The organism is Apibacter raozihei (genome assembly GCF_004014855.1).
Classification (GTDB): domain Bacteria; phylum Bacteroidota; class Bacteroidia; order Flavobacteriales; family Weeksellaceae; genus Apibacter; species Apibacter raozihei.
In genome coordinates, this window is sequence record NZ_CP034930.1 from 2,068,163 (window position 1) to 2,091,614 (window position 23,452).

Genomic DNA, 23,452 nt, shown 5'->3' on the forward strand with positions numbered 1-23,452 from the left:
ATTTCGATAGTGAAACTTTTGTTTCAATAAAATATTGATGGGTAAATTAACAAGATTAAAAAACAGATTAATATATAATTTTTACTTATTATTGCTAATTGACTGATTGATATATGTCTTTATTAAATATTATTCTATTTTAGAATGAATTTTGAGTATAAATTTTTTATCAAAGATGAAAATGAATAAGATAATAATTATATTTGAAAGTATGGTAGAAATTCCTACTACAGAACTATACAGTTCGTTTCCATTAGAGATGTAAAGAGGAAATAGGATGCCTATAGAATTGATCATTCCATGAAATAAACAAGGAGCCAATATTGAGTTTGTTTTATATGTTAAATAACTAAAAATAGGACTAATTGTTATAGTAAACAGACACATAATTAAAATTCCTACAATTAGTGATGATGGATAATTATGCCCCATAATAATTAGCGGAATATGCCATAAGCCCCAAATGGTTCCTATAAATATTGATGATCTAAAGAAACCCAATGATTTTGTTTCATTAAGTAAAAAATTTCTCCATCCGAATTCTTCTCCAAATGTTGCAAATAAGTTTACAATTCCTCCAAAGATTGTACACTGTATGAAGAATGCAAAAAATAATATAATAGGTGAAATAGATGATATATTATAAGATGTTGAAGATGTAGGAATTAATTTTTGAGTTAATTTTGTTAAACGAAAAGAAAAACCTTCACTTGAGAAGTCAACTTGTCCAAAATTTTCATTCAAATGATTATTTCCAAATATCCAAATAATTGTAAAAGATAATAATATTAAACAAACAAATACCAAGGGTGTTAATAAAAGCTTATTATAAGGCTTAAAATTTAATTTTAAGGAAAACTTATTTTTTTTTAATTTAATTAATAAAAGAGCTGCGGATGTAGGTCCATACATATATACGATAACAAGTAATAAATATGTTATGGAATTGGATTTACAGCCAATCAGATTAATTAAATAGGCAATTGTCCAGCTAAAAGAAAAGATAAAATAATAAATAATGTAATATTTTTTTTATCAATTTTTTTCATAGATGTTAAATTGTTGACTGATAACAAAAGCTTCGCTCCAACATGCCTGAAAATTAAACCCTCCGGTAATTGCATCTATGTCAATAACTTCACCAGCAAAATAAAGATTTTGAACTAGTTTTGACTGCATTGTCCGGAAATCTATTTCTTTACGATTAACTCCTCCGGCAGTAACAAATTCATCTTTAAATGTACTTTTGCCATTTATTGTTAGCCTGGTATTTGTTAATGTTTCTGTAATTCTATTTATATCAGTTTTACTCAATTCAGCAAGCACTTTTTCTTTTATATCTAAAACATTTAGCATATTTTGCCAGAATCTTTGTGTAAGATTATAGGGTTTAAGAGAATAAATGGATTTTTTAGGATTTTGAACTTTGTAACCGTTAAGTGTATTTTTAACTTCGTCAAAACTCTCAGAAACCCAATTAATTTTAAGAATAAAGTTATATTTTAATTCAGCAAGTTCTCTGGCCTTCCAGGCAGAAAGTTTAAGTATTGATGGGCCACTCAGTCCCCAGTGGGTTATTAATAAAGGTCCGTATTCAGTATGTTTTAACAAAGGAATTGATATTTCAGCTTCAGTAAAAGAAGTTCCCTGAAGATTCTGGATTAAAGGAGATTTACAATTAAATGTAAATAGACTGGGAACAGGAGAAATTATTGAATGGCCTAATTTAGATATAATTTTCCACATTTTGGGAGAGCTTCCTGTTGCTATGATTAATGCATCAGCTTCATAAACGAATTTCGAAGTTATAATTTTAAACAATTGATTTTCATTCATTATATCAGAAACAACAGTTTCGTAATGTACTTGTATATTGTTTTTTTCAGTATGTTTAAGTAATGTGTCAATGATTGTTTGCGATGTATTAGTGTCAGGAAATACCCTGTTATCAGCTTCTATATTTAAATTAACTTTTCTTCTTTCAAACCAGTCAAAAGTATCAGAAGGTTGAAAATGAGAAAAAATACTAGTTAATTCTTTGGAACCTCTAGGATAGAATTTAACAAGTTCTTTAGGATTAAAACATGCATGTGTTACATTACACCTCCCTCCACCAGATATTTTAACCTTTTGTAAAGGATGTTTGGATTGTTCTAATATGGTAACTTTCCAATTAGTTTTATTAAGATTTGCTGCTAAGAAAAAGCCGGAAGCTCCTCCACCTATGATAACTAATTTTTTCAAAGAGTTATAAATTTATTTAGATTGTATTAGTCCTAATTTTATATAAATGAATAGGACTGGTTTAACCAGTCCTATTTGAATTTATGATTTTTTAAATAATCTTTTTATTCTGGATATTAAGGAATTGTCGTAATTTTCATCTTCTTCAAAATATCCGTATCCATATCCGTATCCATATCCGTATCCATAACCATACCCATAACCGTATCCATAGCCTCCAGGATTTGTAAAGTCATTAAAAATTATTCCTATATGATTTACTTCTCCTGCTTTGTATTTTTCATTTATGCTTCGTAATAATTGTTTATATGTATAGTTACATCTTGTTACATATAATCTAGCATCTGAAAGTCCCATTAAATCGTAAGCATCAATTACTAAACCTACTGGTGGTGAATCAATAATTATATAGTCGTATAAATTTCTTAACTTTTCAATTAATTCCCGATTCTCATCACTAATTAAAAGTTCTCCCGGGTTAGGTGGAATTGGTCCTGCAGGTATAATATCAAAATTATCATAACCTGTAGGTTTAATAATTTCTTCAAGAGTATTATTTCCAGACAAATAACCGGATAAACCTACTTTATTACTTATATTAAAGTCATCAAAAATTCTAGGCTTTCTTAAATCCATGCCTACCAGTACGGTTTTCTTACCGCTTAGAGCGATTACTGATGCTAAGTTGATAGCTATAAAAGTTTTACCTTCGCCCCCAATAGAGGATGTGATAAGAAATACTTTACCGTTTTTAACAGTTTTTTCGTTAAATAAAAATCTAAGATTTGAACGTATAGCTCTAAAGCTTTCTGAAATACTTGATTTAGGTCTTGTTAAAACAACTAAATTATTTTCTGCATTTTTTGGACCTATAGTACCAATTAAAGGAATTTTAGTGGTAGACTTAAGATCAGAAATTAATTTTATCTTATTATCTAATAATTCAATTAAGAAAAATACTATAAAAGGAATTAAAGTAAAAATACTTATATATATAATTTTATTTTTTCTTACATCAGGTGTTATCGGTCCCTGACCTATATTTTTAGCTTTATCTAATATGACTATATCAGATACCGTAGTTGCTTTTCTCATCTCAGCTTCCGATAATTTATCTAATAAATTATTATAAATTCCATCATTCAACAAATAGCCACGTTGTGCGTTTATGAATTCACGTTCTTTTTCTGGAAGTGTTGCAAATTCAGCTTCTATTTCCCTAATTTTTTCAGATACACTATTTATATCATTAGATAAATTTTTTCCTGAATTAGCTAAGATAGAAATGGCTTTATTCTTAGCTATATTTATCTTATAATCGAGATCTTTAATTGGTTCTGAAGTAACTCTATACAAAATAAGTTTTTCTCTTTTTTCCTGTTCTAAAGCTTGAATATTTTGTATTACCGATGAAAAAGTAGGATCAACCCCAGTAACGTTGCTGTCGATAATGATAGATCCATTGAATACAGAGTTCCTTAATAGTGAGACAGCTTGGAGTTTTGACTGAAGTTCTGCTTTTTGTTGATCTAAATTTTGAATTTTGGATAAAGCAACACTGGTACCTAAATCTGATTGTGAAAATGTTTTATTTTTTATCTGAACTCTTTGAAATTCAGCTGAAGCGCTATCTAATTTCTTTTTAGTAATGACTATTTGATCTTTTATAAAATCAATAGTATTTTGATTAACAATGTTTTTGTCATCTAGTCTTTTGATTATTAACTGTTCTATGGATTTATTTAAAAAATTAATTGTTCCATTCAGACTTAAACCTTTTTTAGAAACAATCATAACAGATGGTAATTCATTATCAAAATTGACATTAATCATAGACTGAATAGAGGATACAGCTTGATTAACAGTAACTAAATTAAAATAAAATTGTGATCCTATAGCATTACCATTTCCTTCAAATTCGTCATTTTTTACTATCTTAAATTTAAGATTATTTGAATTTAACCAAGTATTTATAGGAACAATAACTTCACTTTTATTGGGAACATTTCTATTAACATATTTTTCAGAAGAATAAAAGTAACAAGTTTCGTTCGGAGTTTCAGGGAAAGTAATTTTAAACTTGTTATTTTTTAGAATTTCAATTTTTGTATTATAATTTAAAGCTTGTGCATAAGTTGTATCAATAATTACCCTGTAAGGTAAATCAATATAATCTATTTCAGTTGTTTTTATATTTCCTTTTTGAAAATAAGTAACATAGAGACTTAACTTTTTGACTAAAGCCTCGTTATGCGTTCTAGAAGATAATAGTTTTTTGTAGTAGATTCCTTGAGTAGCACCGGAATTTCCACCCCAGATAAAATTAATTGACTGGCTTGGAGCTAATACACTTGAAGTTCCTGTTGAGATACTTGTAGTGATTGAAGATTGATAAAATCTATCAGAAAATCTATTGACTACAAAAGATACTATCCAACCAATTATAAAAGCTATTATAAACCAATACCAGTTACTAATAAGCCTTCTTATAAATCTTTCGATACTAAAAAAATTATTTTCAAGAATATCCGAAGCTTTATTTTTGGAAGATGCAGAATTTGGGTTGGAATTAGAATTAGTTTCGTTAGACATAAAATAATTTTATAAATTTTTAAAGAATAGATATGTAGTTATAGCTGACATTCCTAACGACATGAACTGTGTTACGTCTCCTATAGTTGTTCCTCCGCCAAGACCAGATATTTTTTCTTTCAATGGATCAATTATAATTTGATCTCCAGGTTGTAAATAGTAATAGGGAGAGTTCATTATATCATCTCGAGTAATATCTAAAACTATATTTTTTTTCCCTTCCGGATATTCTCTTATAATTCTGATATGCCTCCTATCCGCATATCTCGTTAAATCTCCTGCTTTAGCGATAGCTTGGAGTAAATCAAGTCTATTGGAATCTTCTGTTTTTTCCCCAGGAGAAGAAACTTCTCCAACCATGTAATATTTGATAGTTCCTAAATTTATTCTTACTTCTGCTTTTCCTTCATTATATAAAACCTGATTTAATTTGGTCTGAACTAAATTAGTTATTTCGCTTAAAGTCAAACCGTATACATAAAATTCTCCAAGCCCGTAGATTGATATGAAACCATCAGGATCAACAGGTAAGCCTCCACTTTTTAATCGACTCATAGATGAACCTGTAGCGTTTTTAAATACTTCAGTGTTCTCAGATGTCAAAAATTTAGAAGCATTCTCATCGGTAGTAATTAATACCATTGTTAAAATATCATCTTTTTTAACTCTATAATTTTCATAGGAAACAGGAATCAAACCGTATTGGTTTAATTGAATGTTATCACTAGGTTGTAAATATTTTAAATCCTTCACACCAATACATGAAGTTAAAAATATTGAAAATAAAAGTATTAATATATAAAATTTAGAATTCATCATGATAAAATTAATTTTTCAAAAATAGTTATTTTTTTATAATGTTATTATCTATAAATCATATTTTAAAAAAGTGATTCGACCTCACAATTTATATTTATTTAGTTTTAAAATTAATATAGGCAGAAAAGAAAAAATTAGACCCAAAGATATTATAATTATAAGTAAAAAATGTATATTAATATGCCTAAATAAATAAGCGACAGTAATAACAAAAGCATTTTCTAAAACCATAATTAGAGATACTTGTTTATGATTCAAGTTTAAATGTAAATATCTATGGTGCATATGATTTCTATCTGCAGCAAAAGGGGATTTTCTTTTATAGATTCTAATTGAAAAAACGCATAAGGTATCTATAATAGGTATAATTAATATAGCAATAACAATCACAGGTGCAGATTGTAAATGATATATAGGTATTCCTGACGAAGATAATAATAAAAATAAATTTAAAAATTTTATACCCATAAATGAAAGCAAGAAACCTATAATCATAGAACCTGTATCACCCATAAATATTTTATATTTTTTGGAAAAATTAAAAATAAGAAATGCACTTAAACTCCCAATAATTGTTAAGCACAAAACAATCATAGGATAATTTATTTCTCCAAGTCTCCAAAAAGTCCAGATAAAAGCAATACTTACTAAAATAGCTACACCAGATGCAAGGCCGTCAATACCATCAATAAGATTATATGCATTGATTAGTAAAATAAATACAAAAACTGTAAAGAGTATACTAAACCAATAGGGTAAAAGTTCAATTCCAAGTATTCCAAAAAAATTACCTATTCTAACATTAGAACCAATAGAAATCATGAGAGCAGTGGCTATTTGTGCATAAAATTTTTTGTCAGGAGCTACTACCAGAATATCATCCATTAGTCCTATAAAAAACAATATAATTATAGCAGAAAATAAAAATATATATGCTGAAAATAATTCATATGCACATATTGAAGACATTATAGTTATAGAGTAAAAGATTGAAATTCCCCCAAGATTAGGTGTTCTTTTAATATGAGAACTTCTATCACCTGGAAGAGCCATTAAGTTTTTTTTATAAGATACTCGTATTATTTTAGGAATTGTTAAAAAAGTCAATAAAAACGAGCCTACAAAACCTACTATACACTTTAGGTAAAAACTATCAACACCTAAAACTGTTTTAATTAATCTAATATCAAAATTTTCCATATTTTTTTAAACCGTTGAGGCCCCATTTTAATGTGTAATAAATTGATTTAGGCAAAGATAGTTTTAAAAATTTATAATAAACTAAAAACTGATAATATGTGATTTTAAATTTATTTCTAGAGTAAGAATCATTTCTTATTCTATATATTGCTAAAGGCTTGGTAATAGCTTTAGCACTTGGAATTTTTTTTAATACATTTATCCACATTGCATAATCTTCTCTTTTAGGTACATCTTCTGGAATAAATATTTTACCTATTCTTTGACTATCATACATTGTGGTTAGCATAGGCATAGGACAATTATTTAATAATCTTTTATATGTTATGTTGTCTTCGGCTATAAAATCAGGTAATAAAGGATTCAAATCTTCATCATATCTTTTATAAGAACTATATACTAATTCTTCATTATTATTTACTAAAAAATTTTTAGCAGTTATTAAGAAATCCGGGAACCAAATATCATCGCTGTCAATAAAGGTTATAAAACGTCCTTTCGCTAATTTTAATCCTATATTTCTTGCTTTTGCAGCTCCATGATTAAAATCCAATTTTAATAATTTAATTCTTTTATCAGTTACAGATTTTATCAAGTTTACCGAATTATCAGAACTATTGTCATCAACAATAAACCATTCCCAGTTAGTATATTCTTGTGCTAAAACTGATTCAATCGTTTTCATAATATAATTATCCGAGTTATAACAGGCTGTAATAATAGAAATTTCAGGATTAGAGTTCATCACGTTTACAGGTATTATTGGACAATACTAACTGACATAATAATAAAGGAATAAATAGACGTATTTCCCATAATATACCCGCATATAAAATAATCAGTATATAAGGAGAAGAAAAAAGTATATATAAGAAAATATTGATTTTTTGAGATTTTTTATGACATAATGAAATAGATAAATAAGTGAATATAATATAAAATATAATGCCAAGAATGTTTTTAAATTCTGTAAAATTTAATTTTAAAAAGTTAGCCATAATCACAGAATTAGAATAACCTTCATTGTCATATTTGATTCTAATAATTATATAAGGAATAAGAAAACACAATATAGGGAAAAATAATTGTTTTGATATCTTAATTAAATGATCAATTTTGTAGTTATGATTTAAAATAATTACTAAATAAAATGATAAGCTTAGTGCTGATGTTTCTCTATTCAATGTTGAAATGACAATTATTATTAATAGTAAAATATATTTTAATAATGAATATTTATAATTTAAATCAATAATTAATAACATTGATAATGATAATAAAAATAAAGAGGATAAATCATATGGAGTTACAACATATTGGGATAATCCAATAATGAAAACTGATATTATAAGTATTAAATTTTCTATTATTGAGTTGTGACTTTTAGATCTGTAGTTAAGTATAAAGAAAAATATTATACTTGTTAAAATGTAAAAAACAGTGTTATAAGCAAATATTAATAAATAAAATTCTGAGGCTCCTAATTTCACAAGAACTTTATTTATAAAAGAAGAGTCGTTTTTGATATAAAAAATGTATTTTTTAACATAATATTGTAGCCATATAATAATATCCCTTGATAAAAATCTATATTTATAAACATTTTCAAAGTAATTATCAGGCATTTTTTCAACATAATAATAATTATTATATCTAGAAAAGTAGCCAAAATAAGTAGCAAAAGAAATTATAGAAGGTAATAATATTGTATATAAAATAAAGTCAAATTTTTTTCTAATCGATAAATTCATTGGGTGTGTTATAAAATAAGTTGTAATTCGTGTTAAAAATGTTAGAGAAATTGTTAAATCCTAAAGCTTGAGCATTTCCCCAAAAGCGCCAGCTAATTAAAAAGATATATATGATTATATAACTATATAGTAATCGTCTATAGGTTAATTTAGAATACTTTATTATCATAGGTATTAACAAAATTGCAAAGTCTCCATAAACACCCGGAAGTCTAACTGAAAAAATTGCATTACCTCTAAATGAATAAAAAATAAAATAATAAAATATAACTAAATTTCTTACTTTTAAATAATTAGTATCTTTCGTATTTTCTAAAATGTATTTATCGTTAAATAGTATAATTCCTATAAAAATAATTTTTACTATATCATTGATGGACAAACCAAGTTCATCAAGGTTTTTATAAGAATTAAAAGCTCCTGAAACGGTATCTATTGTTAAGCTTTCGAACAAGTTTCCAAACCAGTTATATGGTTCTAAAGGCCATAAAATAAGAGATGAAATTAATATTAAATAACATTGTCTTGTAGATATATTTGCGTTAGCTATCCAATAAGCTGGAAGAAATACAACTGCAGTTTTGTGACTGTAATAACCTATTAAAATACAAAATAAAAATTTTAATAATTTTTTGTCTGCAATAAATTTATATGAATATATGCAACAAGCGATAGCAGCCGATTGCCTAACGTGTCCACAGTCCTCAAAAAAATAAACTGGCATAAAATAAAAGGCTAAAGACAACATAGGTAGCGGAGAATATTTGTAAAAAATATAACTTTTTAATGAAATAGAAAAAGTCGCAAATACGGTTAATAATGCAAAAAAAGGTAAATGAAGTTTACCTAAAATTTTTGATACAATTATATAACTAGGTTCAATATCAGCTTTAAAAACTTCATCCCATTTGATGTATTTGTTAGAACCCTTATATAATTCAAGATAAGGCCAATAATCAGCACCTTGAGCTACTCTTAAACCAGACATTAAAATTAATATAATTACAGAGAATATGTAAATACCCTTTAGATTACCTTTTTGATTAGATTGTTCTATATAGGTTAAAAAAACAAAAACAAATAAGATTATATAATATATAGGGTGTAACATAAGTTATAGTCTGATAATATTTAAAGTGTAAAAAATGATTTTTAAGTAGCTTAATGAGAATAAATATAATTTATTATATCTTTTTAAATATAAAATTTCTGATTTACTTAAATTTTCTTCTTTTAATAAATTTTTAAGGTAACTAATCATAATTTTTTTTATCAAACGGTCTTTTATATAAGCATAATAAGCTAAAAAACTATAAAATCCCTGTAAAATTACAAATTTTTTCCAATCTTCTGTGTTGTTTTTGTAAATACTGATTGAAAAATCTTCTTTCACAAGTCCTATAGCCTTAAACATGTCTAAACCTTTAGAAGTGTAATTTCTGGTTATAGATCCCTTACGAACAAAATAATTATATAAATACTTATTACTTTTAGCAATAACCTTAGATTTCAAAAATAAACGAGGTATAGTGGCAATATCTTCAAAATGTAAGCCAGATGGGAATTCGATATAATTAAACAGTTCACGTTTAAAAATTTTGTTACATGCAAAACAGGACATCTCACCAAATACAGTAAAATCTTCTTCTAAAATTATTTTTTCCGAAAGTTGTGGTAATTGAGGTAGCAATTTGAAAATTCCCCCCTTTTCATCAACATTTTGAAGATTACAAAAAACAATATCAGCATTATGTTTTTTACCAAGAAAGTATAATTCTGACATCATTTCTTGTTCAACCCAATCGTCACTATCTACAAAAGCTATGTATTCACCAGTAGCTTTTTTTATACCCAAATTTCTGGCTTCACTCAAACCTCCGTTAGTTTTACAAATGCTGACAATATTTGTGTTTTTTTGTGTGTAACTATCAATGATAATCTGGGAACCGTCTGTAGAACCATCATTAATCAGGACAATTTCTATTTCCTGCAATGTTTGATTTATTAAAGAATCAATGCATTTAGAAAGATATTTTTCTACGTTATATACGGGGACAATTATAGATACTTTATAAGCCATGTATTAAAAAAGTGTTGCAAAGTTACTTTTTTAACCCGAATTTTTAATTATTTAATTTAAAATAATTTAGGATTTACTTCATGTATATTTGTGTAATTTTTATTTAGGATATAAATTAAATAATTAAATATTAAAAACATATAGTAAAGATAATTTTGTAATTAATTATATAATCATAGTAAATCAGTGTTAAAATATATAAAATATTTTAACAATCAGGATACAAAATCATACTTTACACGTAACCGAAAGTCATGTAATACCATAGCATTTCATATCATCCCAAAATTCAACATATGATTTTTCAACTACAGATGGGTTATCTATTGTTATAGGGAAAAGTAATTTTAAGGGAGTAAAACACATCGCCATGCGATGATCATTATAAGTTAATATTTTTTGTTTTTCGATAAATTGGTCGAATTTTTTTAATTCAAATGTAGAATCTGTAATTTCAACTTTGCCACCACATTTTTCAATTTCTTTCTTTAGAGCAAATAAACGGTCAGTTTCCTTAATTTTTAATGTTTCCAAACCTGTTATTTTAATGGGTATTTTTAAACCAAAAGCTGTGACAGAAACAGTCTGGGCAATATCCGGACAATCATTCATATCAAGTTCAATAAATTCAGGATAGTCAAATTGCTCTATTTTTGATAAAGTAATTTCTCCAGCATTAAATTCAGTATGTACACCAAAAAAATCTTTATAAATTGAGACAATTCGTTTATCAGCTTGTAAAGAGTCCTCAAATAAATAAGAAAGAGTTATTTTTTTATTTTTTCCTAAAGCACATAATGAATAATGATAAGATGCTGATGACCAATCGCTTTCAATAATATAACTTTGTTTGTTAATATCTTTTTTAAAAGGAATATTAATAGTATTATTTGAAAATGAAGCATCAATACCTAAAGAATTTAAAATAGACAAGGTCATATTGATATAGGGTAATGAAGTAATTTTTCCTTTCAAACTTATTTTAAGCCCATTTTCAATCTGAGTACCTATAAGACAAAGTGCAGTAATATATTGGCTACTAATTCCTGCTGATAAATTCACTGAATTAGTATTTATATTTTTACCGTTTATTTCAATAGGCGGATATCCGGTATTTTCAAGATAAGATATATCTGCTCCCAAATCTACTAAAGCATTTACTAATATTTCAATTGGGCGCTCTTTCATACGTTGAGATCCTGTTAAAATAATTTTTTTATTCGGTTGTATAGAATAAAAAGCAGTTAAAAAACGCATGGCTGTACCTGCATGATGAATGTCTATTAATTCCTCTTTTGAAGAAAGAGCTTTTTGAAGTAAATCTGAATCTTGACTATGAGACAAATTTTTTAATGAAATGGAGCCATTATATAATGCATTTAGAATTAAAAGACGATTCGTTATACTTTTGGAACCTGATAGTTTGATGGAAATATTAGTCATACTAGTTTTTCATTATTTTTGTGTCTGTCTTTATCTCTTTTTGTTTTCTTATTCATTTGATTTTGAAAAGCTTCTTCAAGATTAATTCCGGTTTGATTTGCCAGGCAGGTAACTACAAAAATAACATCAGCTAATTCTGCTCCTAAATCTTTATTTTTATCGGATTCTTTTTCGGATTGCTCACCATATCTTCTGCTAATAATTCGTGCAACCTCTCCAACCTCTTCTGTTAGCTGGGCCATGTTAGTGAGTTCATTAAAATATCTAACACCATAATCCTGTATCCATTGATCAACCTGTTCCTGAATCAGTTTTAAACTCATAATAAATAATCTGTTATATAGTTTCGAATTTTCTTATGGTAGTTTTTATTATTTCAAGACACTCCTGTAATTGATTTTCGTTAATAACTAGAGGAGGAGCAAAGCGTATTATATTAGTATGAGTAGGTTTGGCAAGTAATCCATTTTCTTTTAATTTAAGGCAAATTTCCCAAGCTAAATTTTTATAGGTAGAATTATTAATTACTAATGCATTCAATAGCCCTTTGCCTCTTACAAATTCTGCAATTTTAGAATCTTTACAGAATTTTGTTAATTCATCTCTAAAAATCTTACCCAATTCGTATGCATTAGATGCCAGATTTTCTTCTTCAATAACTTTTAATGCAGCAATTGCTATAGCAGCAGCTAGTGGATTACCACCAAACGTAGAACCATGTTGTCCCGGTTTTATTACATCCATAATTTCAGAATTTGAAAGTACGGCAGAAACCGGATATGCACCTCCGGACAAAGCTTTACCTAAAATTAAAATATCTGGCTGAACTTCATCATAATTACAGGCTAGTAATTTTCCGGTTCTGGCAATGCCCGTTTGAACTTCATCCGCAATAAAGAGTACGTTTTTTTCTTTACATAAATCATAACAGGCTTTTAAATATCCATCATCGGGAACATAAGCACCAGCTTCACCCTGTATGGGCTCAACTAAAAAGCCGGCAATATTAGAATTTTGTTCCAGTACAGATTGTAATGCATGTACATCATTGTATGGAATTTTTATGAAGCCAGGAGTAAAGGGCCCGTAATGAGTATAAGCATCGGCATCAACAGAAAAGGATACAATAGTAGTAGTTCTTCCATGAAAATTGTTTTTACATACAACAATATGAGCCAGATCTTCTTTAATACCTTTCTTTTCATATCCCCATTTTCTACACAGTTTGAGTGCTGTCTCTACCGCTTCTGCACCCGTGTTCATAGGAAGAACTTTTTCAAAGCCAAAATATTTTGTTATAAATTCTTCATATTTCCCCAATTCACTGTTATAAAAAGCACGAGAAGTTAGCGTAAGTTTTTTAGCCTGCTCAATTAATGTATTGATAATTTTAGGATGACAATGACCTTGATTAACAGCGGAATAAGCTGAAAGGAAATCGTAATATTTTTTCCCCTCCACATCCCATACATACACTCCTTCACCTTTCTCTAAAACGACAGGAAGAGGGTGGTAATTATGGGCACCATACTGATTTTCTAACTCCATTAAATGTAGTGAGGATAATTTTGATTCCATATATTTTTTATTTTTTTGCAATTTAGGTAATTTAGTTCTTTTTGTAAATTATTAAAACAAATTTAATAATATTTACTAGGAGTTTGTTTTTTCAAAAGACTAATTTTGCATTATGGAATGGATTTCTGCAATAGAAAATTTTCAGGAATATTTATGGTTAGAGAAAGGATTGTCTGAAAATACACGAAAAGCGTATGTTAGGGACTTAGCTAAATTAAAATTATTTGCGGCTGAAAATCATGCGTTAGATCCATCAATAATTACCAAAGAAGCTATTCAGGATTTTGTTTATGATTTTTCTAAAAAAACAAAAGCAGCAAAATCTCAGGCACGATTAATTTCATCATTAAAATCTTTTTTTAATTTTTTGCAGGAAGATGAAATCAGAAAAGACAATCCGGCAGAATTACTCGAAAGTCCTAAAATCGGATTTAGATTACCTGATACGCTTAATCATCAGGAAGTTCAGAAAATAATTGAGTCTGTTGATTTATCAAATTCTGAAGGAGAAAGAAATAGAACAATTCTAGAAACACTTTACGGATGTGGACTTAGAGTATCAGAATTAACAAACTTAAGGCTCTCTGATTTATTTTTCGAAGAGAATTTTATAAGAGTTATAGGTAAGGGAGAGAAGCAAAGACTAGTTCCTGTTTCAGACTGGACAATAAAATATATTTCCATATATATTCAATCTATCAGGAATTATCAGGTAATAAAGCCTCAATATAAAGATTTTTTGTTTTTAAATAGAAGAGGAGCAAAATTGACAAGAGAAATGATTTTTATAATTGTCAAGAATGCAGTGGCAAATTCTGGAATAAAAAAAAATGTATCTCCGCATACATTTAGACATTCATATGCAACAGTACTTTTAAAAAATGGTGCTGATTTGCGTTCAATTCAGCAGATGCTGGGACACGAAAGTATCACAACAACTGAAATATATACTCATTTGGATAAACAACAATTACGGGATGCTATTGAAAAGTTTCACCCGTTCTATAAATCGGATCAATAATTTACAAAAAGACCGATAAAGAATATGGATATAGAAAAAAATAAAGAAGAAGCTATTAAACGGCAGGATATTCATTCTAAATATTTATCAAAATTAAAAAACAAAAAAGTAAAAAATCTGGATCAAAAAGTTTTAGAAATACACCATTCTGTATTTAATAAAATTGATTGTCTCGAATGTGCTAACTGTTGCAAAACAACGGGTCCTTTATTTACAGAAAAAGATATAGAAAGAATTTCCAAACATTTAAAAATGAAAGTTTCTGCTTTTATAGATAAATATTTGCATAAAGACGAAGATAATGACTGGGTTTTTAATGGTTTACCTTGTCCTTTTCTGGATTCTGAAAATTATTGTCTTATCTACGACGTTCGTCCCAAAGCTTGCAGGGAATATCCGCATACCGATCGGAAAAAGATATATCAGATCAATAAAATTACATTGAAAAATACTTTGATTTGTCCAGCAGCTTTCAAAGTAGTCGAAGAGATGATAAAAAAAATTCCAATGTAGAATTTTATACTGAATCCTTTTTTGATTTGGCTTCTTTTTTATTTTGTAACCATTCCACAAGTTGTGCACCTAACCACGAAAACGGAAAAAAAATAAAAAACATGCTTACGATGTACCAGGTAGGATGGCCAGGGAAAATAAATACAGTAGCAATAGCTGTTAATAACAAAATAAAACCAATCAACATAGCATAAGCCTTTTTAGCAGTTTTGACAATCAAGGCACAAACGATACCTCCAAGTAAAGAGCCAATACCAGATGAAATGAGCAAAGCTATGAAAAACTCACCCTTAGCCGTTTTTATGATAGGAGTCCAGTACTCTATTGCAAGACCTTTATACTCATAAGGTATCCAATAAGGATTAATCATAACCGACGAAGTAATTATTGCTACGGCTACAAACAGTCCCGATAAAACTGCAATTGTATTTCTAATCATTTTATAGTAAACTATTTATTCTGCAGCAATTACTGATATTTCTATGGATACGTTTTTAGGCAAAGCAGATACCTGTACACATTCTCTTGCAGGATAAGAATCTGCAAAATAGGATGCATAAATATCATTAACTATAGCAAAATTGTTTAAATCAGTTAAAAAAATAGAAGATTTAACAATATGATTAAAAGACAACCCTGCCTCTGTAAGAATAGCCTGAATATTTTTCATCACTTGATGAGTCTGCTCTGTTATTTCGTCTGAAAATTCATTCGTTGCCGGATTAACCGGGATTTGACCTGAAATAAATAATAAATTATTTACTTTAACAGCCTGTGAGTAAGGACCAATAGCTGCAGGAGCTTGAGAAGTAGATATAATTTCTTTTTTCATTTTCTTGTAATTGTACGATTAAATTTAATTCATAAAGGTATTAATTTTTTAAAGATCAGTGCTTGTATCATTGAAATTTCTTGCTTCATATTTCACAGCATCTTTAAGAATTGCAGCCTTTATTCCTATGTAGAAATTCCATGTTTTATTATAACCGGAAGAAATAGGAACCCAGTTAAAATTGATATTAAAGCTTCGTAAATCCCTCATAAATCCTAGTCGGGTATAACCAAACTCTTTACTTTCAAGGTCATAATTGGTAGAAGCTGTAATTTTCCAATACGGAGAAGGCGATATTTCTCCTGTTAAATTTACAGTAGCTGATGTATTTGCCGTACGGTTATATTCTTTGGTTCTGGCATAATTAAGTCCCACATCCAATTTCCATGGAATTTCAAAATGAGCATAATTTTCTTCATCAAAATTATATTTTTCATATCGTATTGAGCCTTGTTTTGAATATTTTTTTTCTTTTTTACCACCAAACATAGAAGGTTCCAGAGAAAAGTTCAATCCCATTGTATAACTGGCTATAGAGAAATATCCTAATTTATCAACATTATATCCCACAGTAGAAGTTGGAGAATCAAATACAATTTTATAAGGATTAATCCTCAAAGCATAGTTAACTCTCAGTTTAGAATTGAATAGAGAGCTGGAACCAGTAGCCGTTATAGGACTTAATCGTAAAGAGTCAGCAGCAAAATTATAAGAGGTGGAAATATTTAGACTCTCAAAGATTTTTATCTTTTTTATACCGGTTTTTTCTTTTTTATTCCGCACTTTCATTTCCAGATTATTAGCCAGGGAAATATTTACAGAACTATTCTCTGTATTTGAAGGATCACCTAAAACGCCGCCGTTAAAATAGGAATATTTAACCTTTTTACCATTTTCATCTATATAAGTACCATAGTACCCCCATGAATCAGAAGAAAAATTAGGAGAATAACTATAACTTAGAGTAGGGGATATCATATGTCGGATAGCTTTTATCATTTTATCCTGCCCCTCTTTTTCAAAGTTAGCCATTCCATAAAGTGTTGTAGTTAAATTTAAAGCAGTTCCAAAAGTTCTGTAAGACCTGAATCCGTCTTTATTTAGAGTTACAACTTCATTTGTAACAGAATTATAGTCTCTGCGTATTGTTTTGGTTGTCCATGCTTCCTTGTAATTTCCGGTTAATCCTAATTGGAAGTAGTTAAATATAGTAGTAGTAGTTCCCAGATTTGTCTCGTTTTTTATTCCGTTTTTGGAATTATCAAACATTTTGAATGAAAACATATCCTCAGTGGTCGTAGTAACGGAGTTTTGAAGATTCATTTTATAATCCATGTAAATATTTTGAAACAAACCTTTTTTTGAGCCGCTTTTAGGAGCAAAAGGATAAATTTGAGGCATTGTAACGGATAAGCTGGGAAGCACAAGCGCAACTGTTCCATCAGAAATATTTTGGGAAGCCGAAGTATTTAATGAAACTGTTAACGGATTATTGTTAAATCGCTTAACCAGTGAAATGGATGATGAGGTTTGATTATTATTTACATTACCAGATAATGCGTTTTGATTATATATACTATTATTATAATAATTTTGACTAACAAAATTAACAGAAGAATTAAACGATAAATTTGGATTAGCTTTAGCATCCTGAGAATGAGTCCATACGACACGATAATTTTCTGTTTCCGAGTAATCACTCAGACCTTTAGTACTATTTATATTCTTTTCATATACCAGGTTGAAATTACCTGAATATCTATATCTTTTAGTATATCTGAAACGATTATCAATAGTCCAGCTCCCTTTAGTGTAAATACCAAACCGGGTTTCTAAATCAAGATATTCCCCTATAGGAACATACACTCCCCATCTTTCCAGATAAAAACCTTTAGATTGTCTTTCACCGAAAGTACCTATAAGAAGTCCGGCTTCTCTTTTACGACCTGATGATGGAAGATATAAAAAAGGGAGTATAAATGGAGTAGGAACCTGTTCAATATACATGGTTGTAGGTCCCGCAATTAAAGTCTTTTGGTTTTTTCCCGTAATCATTTTCATACGGGTGGTTGATAAATGATAATCGGGCACAGAATCTTTTTTTGATTTAAAGTATTCATCCGTTGTAATCATCCCGTTTCTCATGTAATACTCCTCTTCATTCATCCTTTTTGCTTTTTGAGCAATTATCACCATTTCATCCTCTTCAGTACGTACATTAAAAGCTGTACCCTGTTTTGTATTCATGTTGAACTTGGCTTCAGTATATTCGAATTCTCTGTTTCCTTGTTTAAAAGTAATATTTTCAATAATTCTTCCTAAACTGTCAACTTTGCCCCGAGCAAAAATATCCCCTGTATTCCAGTCCATAACAATATAATCCGCCTTTATCGTCATGTCCTGATAGGAAACGGAAGCATTATGTATCAGATAGGTCATTTTTTTAGAAAATATATTGCGGATTTCATCCCCTCTGGAATCTACCACATCTTCTAATTTTTCTTTTTTTGAAGGTATTATTTTTGTCGAATCAGAAGGCGTTTCAGTCTTTTTAACTTGTGCTAACAGAATGTTAAAAATTAGAAAAAACAAACAAAGTACACTATATTTGAAGCTTGAATTAATCAAAGTATATAAATTCAAAAAATTTGTGTCCAAAATTAATCAAAAAAAAGAATTAATGAGAGTTTTAACAATTTTTAACTTAAAAAATATATTATTTGCGTTTACAGCCCTATGTATAAATTTTTCTTATTCACAAAAGTTTAAACTGGTTCTGGATGCGGGACATGGAGGACATGATTATGGAGCCAAAGGACCGTATGCTAATGAAAAAGATGTTAATCTATCGTTGGCATTGAAGGTGGGTTCAATGATTGAAAAGAACAATAAAGATGTAGAAGTTATTTATACCCGTACTATCGATGAGTTTATTCCATTAATGACCCGGGCAGGTATTGCTAATAAAAACAAAGCAGATTTATTTATATCCATTCACTGTAACTCCAGTTCTAAGAGCGCACCCTACGGAACCGAAACTTTTGTCTTAGGATCTCATAGAAACAGAGATAACTTTGATGTAGCAAAAAGAGAAAACTCTGTGGTATATATGGAAAAAGATTATCAGACCACCTATGAGGGGTTTGATATCAACTCACCTGAGTCTCTTATCGGATTAACACTTATGCAGAACGTTTATCTTGAAAACAGCTTAAAACTTGCCTCTTATGTAGAAGAAAATTTCAAAAAAGAAAGTAGATTATCCAGAGGAGTAAAACAGGCAGGTTTTTTAGTATTAGTTCAGACAGCTATGCCTGCAGTTCTTATAGAAACCGGGTTTATATCCAATTATCAGGAAGGAGAATATTTAGCTTCTGCGGAAGGTCAAAATACAATAGCAAAAAATATTTATGAAGCCTTTTTGGCATATAAAAAGGAATTTGATAAAAGATCAGGTAGAACTGAAATACAAAAAGTCGAAGTTAAAGAAGCCGAAATACCTTTAAAAAATACAACGCTTAAAATACAGTTTTTAGCATCATTTAACAAGTATCCACAAGGAGCTGCTCAATTTAGAGGTATAAAAGATGTCGAAATTATAAAATCTAATGGGAAATATGTTTATTATGCAGGAGCTACTAATTTAAAATCAGAGGCAGACACAAATCTCAAAATTGTTAAAGAAGCTGGTTTTAAAGATGCTGCAGTCGTTGAATTTAAAGATAGTGAATCATTAAAAAATGAGTATTATACTATTGAAATTTTATTATCCACAAAAAAATACAGGGAAAAAGATCCTATTTTTAAAGGATTGAACAATGTTGTAAGAGATAAAATCAATAATATCTATATATATACATCCGGCAAAGTAACTAATTACGAATCGGCAAAAAGATTATTAGATAATATTAAAAAATTAGGATTTAACGATGCAGTTATATCCAAAATATCTGCATAAAAAATCTGAAAATTTTTGTAGAAAAATTAGTTAGTTTTATAGCCTGTTTATATTATTTATAAACAGGCTATTTTTTTGCTAAATTATGTTTTGGTAAATTAAACTCTATTTAATCTTTTCAAATTCTTCGAAGAAACTTTTTTCAATAATATCTTGGAAAAAATAAGATTTTTTTAAAACAATTAAGAGTCATGTTATCATATTAATTTTTTGTTTCTTTTAGTTATAAATTAAGAGATACATAAACATTCAGTATAAATGTAAATAGTATTTAAATGTAAAATAAAAAGCCTTTGGAGTAATCATCCAAAGGCTACTATTTAGTTATAGTATATATATTGATGTATTTTTATATTGCATCAGTATGTACTGTCTTCACAGCGCGTCCGGATGGATCCGGATTGTTTTTAAAAGCTTCATCCCATTCAAGAGCTACAGCTGAGCTACATGCAACAGAAGGTACGGAAGGAACTGTCTGTGCTGCTGCCTGAGATGGAAAATGTTCTTCGAATATAGAACGGAACCAGTATTCTTCTTTAGACATAGGTGGATTGATAGGAAAACGTTCTGCTGCTCTTTCCATCTGCTTATCAGTGATCTTTTCATCAGCAACTTTTTTAAGAGTGTCAATCCAAGAGTATCCTACACCATCAGAAAACTGTTCTTTTTGTCTCCAGGCAACTTCAGCAGGAAGGTAGTCTTCAAAAGCTTCCCGTAAGATATGTTTTTCAATTTTTCCACCTCCACACATTTTATCTTTAGGGTTAAGAGTCATTGCAATATCCATAAATTCTCTATCTAGAAAAGGAACACGGCCTTCAACTCCCCAAGCCATTAAAGATTTATTAGCCCTTAAACAATCATATAAATGAAGTTTATCTAGTTTTCGTACAGTTTCTTCATGAAATGCCTGGGCATCCGGAGCTTTATGAAAATACAAATATCCTCCAAACAGTTCATCAGATCCTTCACCAGATAAAACCATTTTAACCCCCATAGATTTAATATATCTAGCAAGAAGATACATGGGCGTTGAAGCCCTTACAGTAGTCACATCATACGTTTCAATGTGATAAATTACATCGCTTAAAGAATCTAAGGCTTCTTCAATAGTGAAATGTATTTCGTGGTGAACAGTTCCTATATGATCGGCTACTTTTTTAGCAGCAATTAAATCAGGAGCACCTTTAAGACCTACTGCAAAAGAGTGTAGTTGTGGCCACCAGGCATCTGTTTGTCCATCTTCTTCAATTCTTTTGCTCGCATATTTTTTTGCAATAGCAGAAATAATTGAAGAATCTAAACCTCCGGATAATAATACACCATAAGGTACGTCCGACATAAGTTGTCTGTGTACTGAATCTTCCAATCCTTTTCTTAATTTCTGAATATCAGAAGTATTATCTTTTACAGAGTCAAACTTCATCCAGTCTCTATGATACCATTCTTTTATTTCTCCATCGGGACTATAAAAATATTTTCCAGGCTCAAATTCTTTGATATCAGGACATACACCCTCTAATGATTTTAATTCACTAGCTACAAAAAACTGACCTTTTTTATCATAACCCATATATAAAGGTATAATTCCCATATGGTCTCTACCTACCAGATAAACATCTTTTTCTTTATCATAAAGTACAAAAGCGTAAATACCGGAAATATCTTCAAAAAGTTTTATACCTTTTTCTTTATATAAAGCAAGAATTACTTCACAGTCAGATTGTGTCTGAAAATTATATTTACCTTCAAATTGTTTACGTATTTCCTTGTGATTATAGATTTCTCCATTAACAGCTAATATTAAATTTTTGTCTTCACTGAATAGAGGCTGCCCTCCTGAAGCAATATCGACTATAGATAATCTTTCATGGGCCAGTACAGCATGATCATCACAATATATACCAGACCAGTCCGGTCCTCTGTGACGAATTTTTTTAGCCATTTTCAGCGCTTCCGGCCTTACTATTTCACTTGTTTCTTTCAGTTCGAAAACTCCTACAAATCCACACATACAATTTATTGTTTTAAATTCGAATACAAAAGTACATTAAAAGTTATTTAATTTAATTTTAAATACAAAATAAGTTTAAATTATAAACGTATTTAGTTGTTTTGGTTTTTAATTTAATTTTTTTTGGCTTTATTTAGTCAATTTAATTTATTCTATATAGCCTTATATAATAGTTAAAATTGATTACAAGTTCAATATCAGTTTGTGTATGCTAGGCACTGGCCATATCTAAAACAATTCTTCCGTCGATCTGGGCTTTTTTCATTTTATCAAAAACATCATTTATTGAATCGAGCTTAGCAGTACTTACAGTAGCTTTGATTTTACCTTCATGTGCAAATTCTATAGCCTCCTGCAGGTCCTTTCTTGTTCCCACAATTGAGCCTCTTACGGTTATACGGTTTAAAACAGTTTCAAAAATGGGAAGATCAAAATTGCCGGGAGGTAGCCCGTTCAGAGCTATGGTTCCCTTTTTACGTAAGGTTTCAAGTCCCTGCTTAAATGCTATTGGGGATACTGCTGTGATTAAAGCCCCGTGCATACCGCCGGTTTCTTTTTTTAAATATTCTCCGGGATTGGTATTTAATGCATTTACCACTAAATCTGCTCCCAGTTTTTTTGCCAGATTAAGTTTATCGTCAGCAACATCTATAGCAGCAACGTGCATCCCCATTGCTTTAGCATACTGAACGGCAATATGTCCAAGTCCTCCGATTCCTGAAATTGCAACCCATTCTCCTGGTTTAGTTTCCGTTTCTTTTAACCCCTTATATACGGTTACACCTGCACACAAAATGGGAGCCATTTCTAAAAAATTAACATTTGAAGGTAAAATTCCCACATAACGGGCATCAGCAATTACGTATTCAGCAAAGCTGCCATCAACGCTGTATCCTCCGTTCTCTTGTATATCGCATAATGTTTCCCATCCGGAAATGCAAAATTCGCAACAGCCACAGGCACTATATAACCAGGGTACACCAACAGCATCTCCTTCCTTTACCCTTGTTACTTCTGCACCAGTAGCAACAACATAGCCAACTCCTTCATGTCCGGGAATTAAAGGCATTTTAGGTTTTACAGGCCAATCTCCTTCAATAGCATGCAAATCGGTATGGCATACTCCACAAGCAATAATTTTTACCAGAATCTGGTTTTTACCCGGTCTTTTAACTTCTACTTCTTCAATTTGTAAAGGTTGTCCAAATTCACGAACAACTGCAGCTTTCATTTTTTGTGGTAACATAAAATTTTAGTTTTGATAATGGTTGTTTGTGAATATAACTAAAATTTAAATGCTTAAAGCTGACAGATTTTTTTTTATTAGTATATATTAATATAAATATTTTTATAAAATCTAGGTTTCTATCTAAGGTATTGTATTATTGATGTTTATACTCTATAATT

General features: G+C 29.3%; 19 protein-coding genes. 3 read left to right on the forward strand and 16 right to left on the reverse strand.

The window, feature by feature from the left end; all coding sequences use genetic code 11:
• Positions 1-129 precede the first annotated feature (129 nt).
• The 11 genes from EOV51_RS09165 to rocD form a co-directional block, all read right to left on the reverse strand.
• Positions 130-744 carry a CPBP family intramembrane glutamic endopeptidase gene (locus tag EOV51_RS09165; RefSeq protein WP_164875274.1) on the reverse strand — a complete coding sequence of 205 codons (615 nt, stop codon included), beginning with the start codon at positions 742-744 and terminating at the stop codon, positions 130-132.
• Between the two features lie 291 nt (positions 745-1,035).
• Positions 1,036-2,244 (reverse strand): BaiN/RdsA family NAD(P)/FAD-dependent oxidoreductase, encoded by a 1,209-nt coding sequence (locus EOV51_RS09170; RefSeq protein ID WP_128152060.1) that lies wholly within the window; start codon positions 2,242-2,244, stop codon positions 1,036-1,038.
• A gap of 81 nt (positions 2,245-2,325) precedes the next feature.
• Entirely contained in the window at positions 2,326-4,836 is a 2,511-nt protein-coding gene (locus EOV51_RS09175; protein WP_128152062.1) for an exopolysaccharide transport family protein, read from the reverse strand.
• A 9-nt stretch (positions 4,837-4,845) separates the two neighbouring features.
• Complete coding sequence (locus EOV51_RS09180) at positions 4,846-5,655, reverse strand: polysaccharide biosynthesis/export family protein (RefSeq protein ID WP_128152064.1); 810 nt, start codon at positions 5,653-5,655, stop codon at positions 4,846-4,848.
• An 81-nt stretch (positions 5,656-5,736) separates the two neighbouring features.
• The gene (locus tag EOV51_RS09185) at positions 5,737-6,855 is read right to left on the reverse strand and encodes a glycosyltransferase family 4 protein (RefSeq protein ID WP_128152066.1); all 1,119 of its coding nucleotides are present in this window, start codon (positions 6,853-6,855) and stop codon (positions 5,737-5,739) included.
• Positions 6,842-7,600, reverse strand: a complete 759-nt coding sequence (locus tag EOV51_RS09190) for a glycosyltransferase family 2 protein (RefSeq protein ID WP_128152068.1) — start codon at positions 7,598-7,600, stop codon at positions 6,842-6,844. Before EOV51_RS09190 ends, EOV51_RS09185 begins: the two co-directional genes overlap by 14 nt.
• Before the next feature lie 989 nt (positions 7,601-8,589).
• Complete coding sequence (locus EOV51_RS09195; RefSeq protein ID WP_128152070.1) at positions 8,590-9,717, reverse strand: EpsG family protein; 1,128 nt, start codon at positions 9,715-9,717, stop codon at positions 8,590-8,592.
• 3 nt (positions 9,718-9,720) lie between these two features.
• Positions 9,721-10,686 (reverse strand): glycosyltransferase, encoded by a 966-nt coding sequence (locus EOV51_RS09200; RefSeq protein WP_128152072.1) that lies wholly within the window; start codon positions 10,684-10,686, stop codon positions 9,721-9,723.
• Between the two features lie 252 nt (positions 10,687-10,938).
• A complete protein-coding gene (locus EOV51_RS09205) occupies positions 10,939-12,129 on the reverse strand; it encodes a 3-phosphoshikimate 1-carboxyvinyltransferase (RefSeq protein ID WP_128152074.1) in 1,191 nt (396 codons plus the stop codon).
• Positions 12,126-12,452 carry a nucleotide pyrophosphohydrolase gene (locus EOV51_RS09210; protein ID WP_128152076.1) on the reverse strand — a complete coding sequence of 109 codons (327 nt, stop codon included), beginning with the start codon at positions 12,450-12,452 and terminating at the stop codon, positions 12,126-12,128. Before EOV51_RS09210 ends, EOV51_RS09205 begins: the two co-directional genes overlap by 4 nt.
• 13 nt (positions 12,453-12,465) lie before the next feature.
• Positions 12,466-13,707 carry an ornithine--oxo-acid transaminase gene (gene rocD / locus EOV51_RS09215; RefSeq protein WP_128152078.1) on the reverse strand — a complete coding sequence of 414 codons (1,242 nt, stop codon included), beginning with the start codon at positions 13,705-13,707 and terminating at the stop codon, positions 12,466-12,468.
• A 112-nt stretch (positions 13,708-13,819) separates the two neighbouring features.
• Here rocD and xerD point away from each other — a divergent pair, with 112 nt between their 5' ends.
• Together xerD and EOV51_RS09225 are read left to right on the forward strand one after the other, a co-directional pair.
• A complete protein-coding gene (gene xerD, locus EOV51_RS09220; RefSeq protein WP_128152080.1) occupies positions 13,820-14,728 on the forward strand; it encodes a site-specific tyrosine recombinase XerD in 909 nt (302 codons plus the stop codon).
• A 24-nt stretch (positions 14,729-14,752) separates the two neighbouring features.
• Entirely contained in the window at positions 14,753-15,241 is a 489-nt protein-coding gene (locus EOV51_RS09225; protein WP_128152082.1) for a YkgJ family cysteine cluster protein, read from the forward strand.
• 4 nt (positions 15,242-15,245) lie between these two features.
• On the opposite strand, the gene EOV51_RS09230 is transcribed toward EOV51_RS09225, so the two are convergent.
• The 3 genes from EOV51_RS09230 to EOV51_RS09240 are packed head-to-tail and all read right to left on the reverse strand — an operon-like array spanning position 15,246 to position 18,665.
• The gene (locus EOV51_RS09230) at positions 15,246-15,680 is read right to left on the reverse strand and encodes a hypothetical protein (RefSeq protein ID WP_128152084.1); all 435 of its coding nucleotides are present in this window, start codon (positions 15,678-15,680) and stop codon (positions 15,246-15,248) included.
• Between the two features lie 15 nt (positions 15,681-15,695).
• Positions 15,696-16,073, reverse strand: a complete 378-nt coding sequence (locus tag EOV51_RS09235; protein ID WP_128152086.1) for a RidA family protein — start codon at positions 16,071-16,073, stop codon at positions 15,696-15,698.
• A gap of 48 nt (positions 16,074-16,121) precedes the next feature.
• Positions 16,122-18,665 carry a putative LPS assembly protein LptD gene (locus EOV51_RS09240; protein ID WP_128152088.1) on the reverse strand — a complete coding sequence of 848 codons (2,544 nt, stop codon included), beginning with the start codon at positions 18,663-18,665 and terminating at the stop codon, positions 16,122-16,124.
• A gap of 88 nt (positions 18,666-18,753) precedes the next feature.
• On the opposite strand from EOV51_RS09240, the gene EOV51_RS09245 reads away from it, so the two are divergent.
• Entirely contained in the window at positions 18,754-20,031 is a 1,278-nt protein-coding gene (locus EOV51_RS09245; RefSeq protein ID WP_164875276.1) for an N-acetylmuramoyl-L-alanine amidase family protein, read from the forward strand.
• A 349-nt stretch (positions 20,032-20,380) separates the two neighbouring features.
• Here the strand turns inward: EOV51_RS09245 and asnB are convergent, their stop codons facing one another.
• Positions 20,381-22,045: an asparagine synthase B gene (gene asnB, locus EOV51_RS09250; protein ID WP_128152092.1), complete on the reverse strand. Its 1,665-nt coding sequence runs from the start codon at positions 22,043-22,045 to the stop codon at positions 20,381-20,383.
• Between the two features lie 211 nt (positions 22,046-22,256).
• Positions 22,257-23,291 (reverse strand): alcohol dehydrogenase AdhP, encoded by a 1,035-nt coding sequence (gene adhP, locus EOV51_RS09255; RefSeq protein WP_128152094.1) that lies wholly within the window; start codon positions 23,289-23,291, stop codon positions 22,257-22,259.
• Between the last annotated feature and the right edge of the window lie 161 nt (positions 23,292-23,452).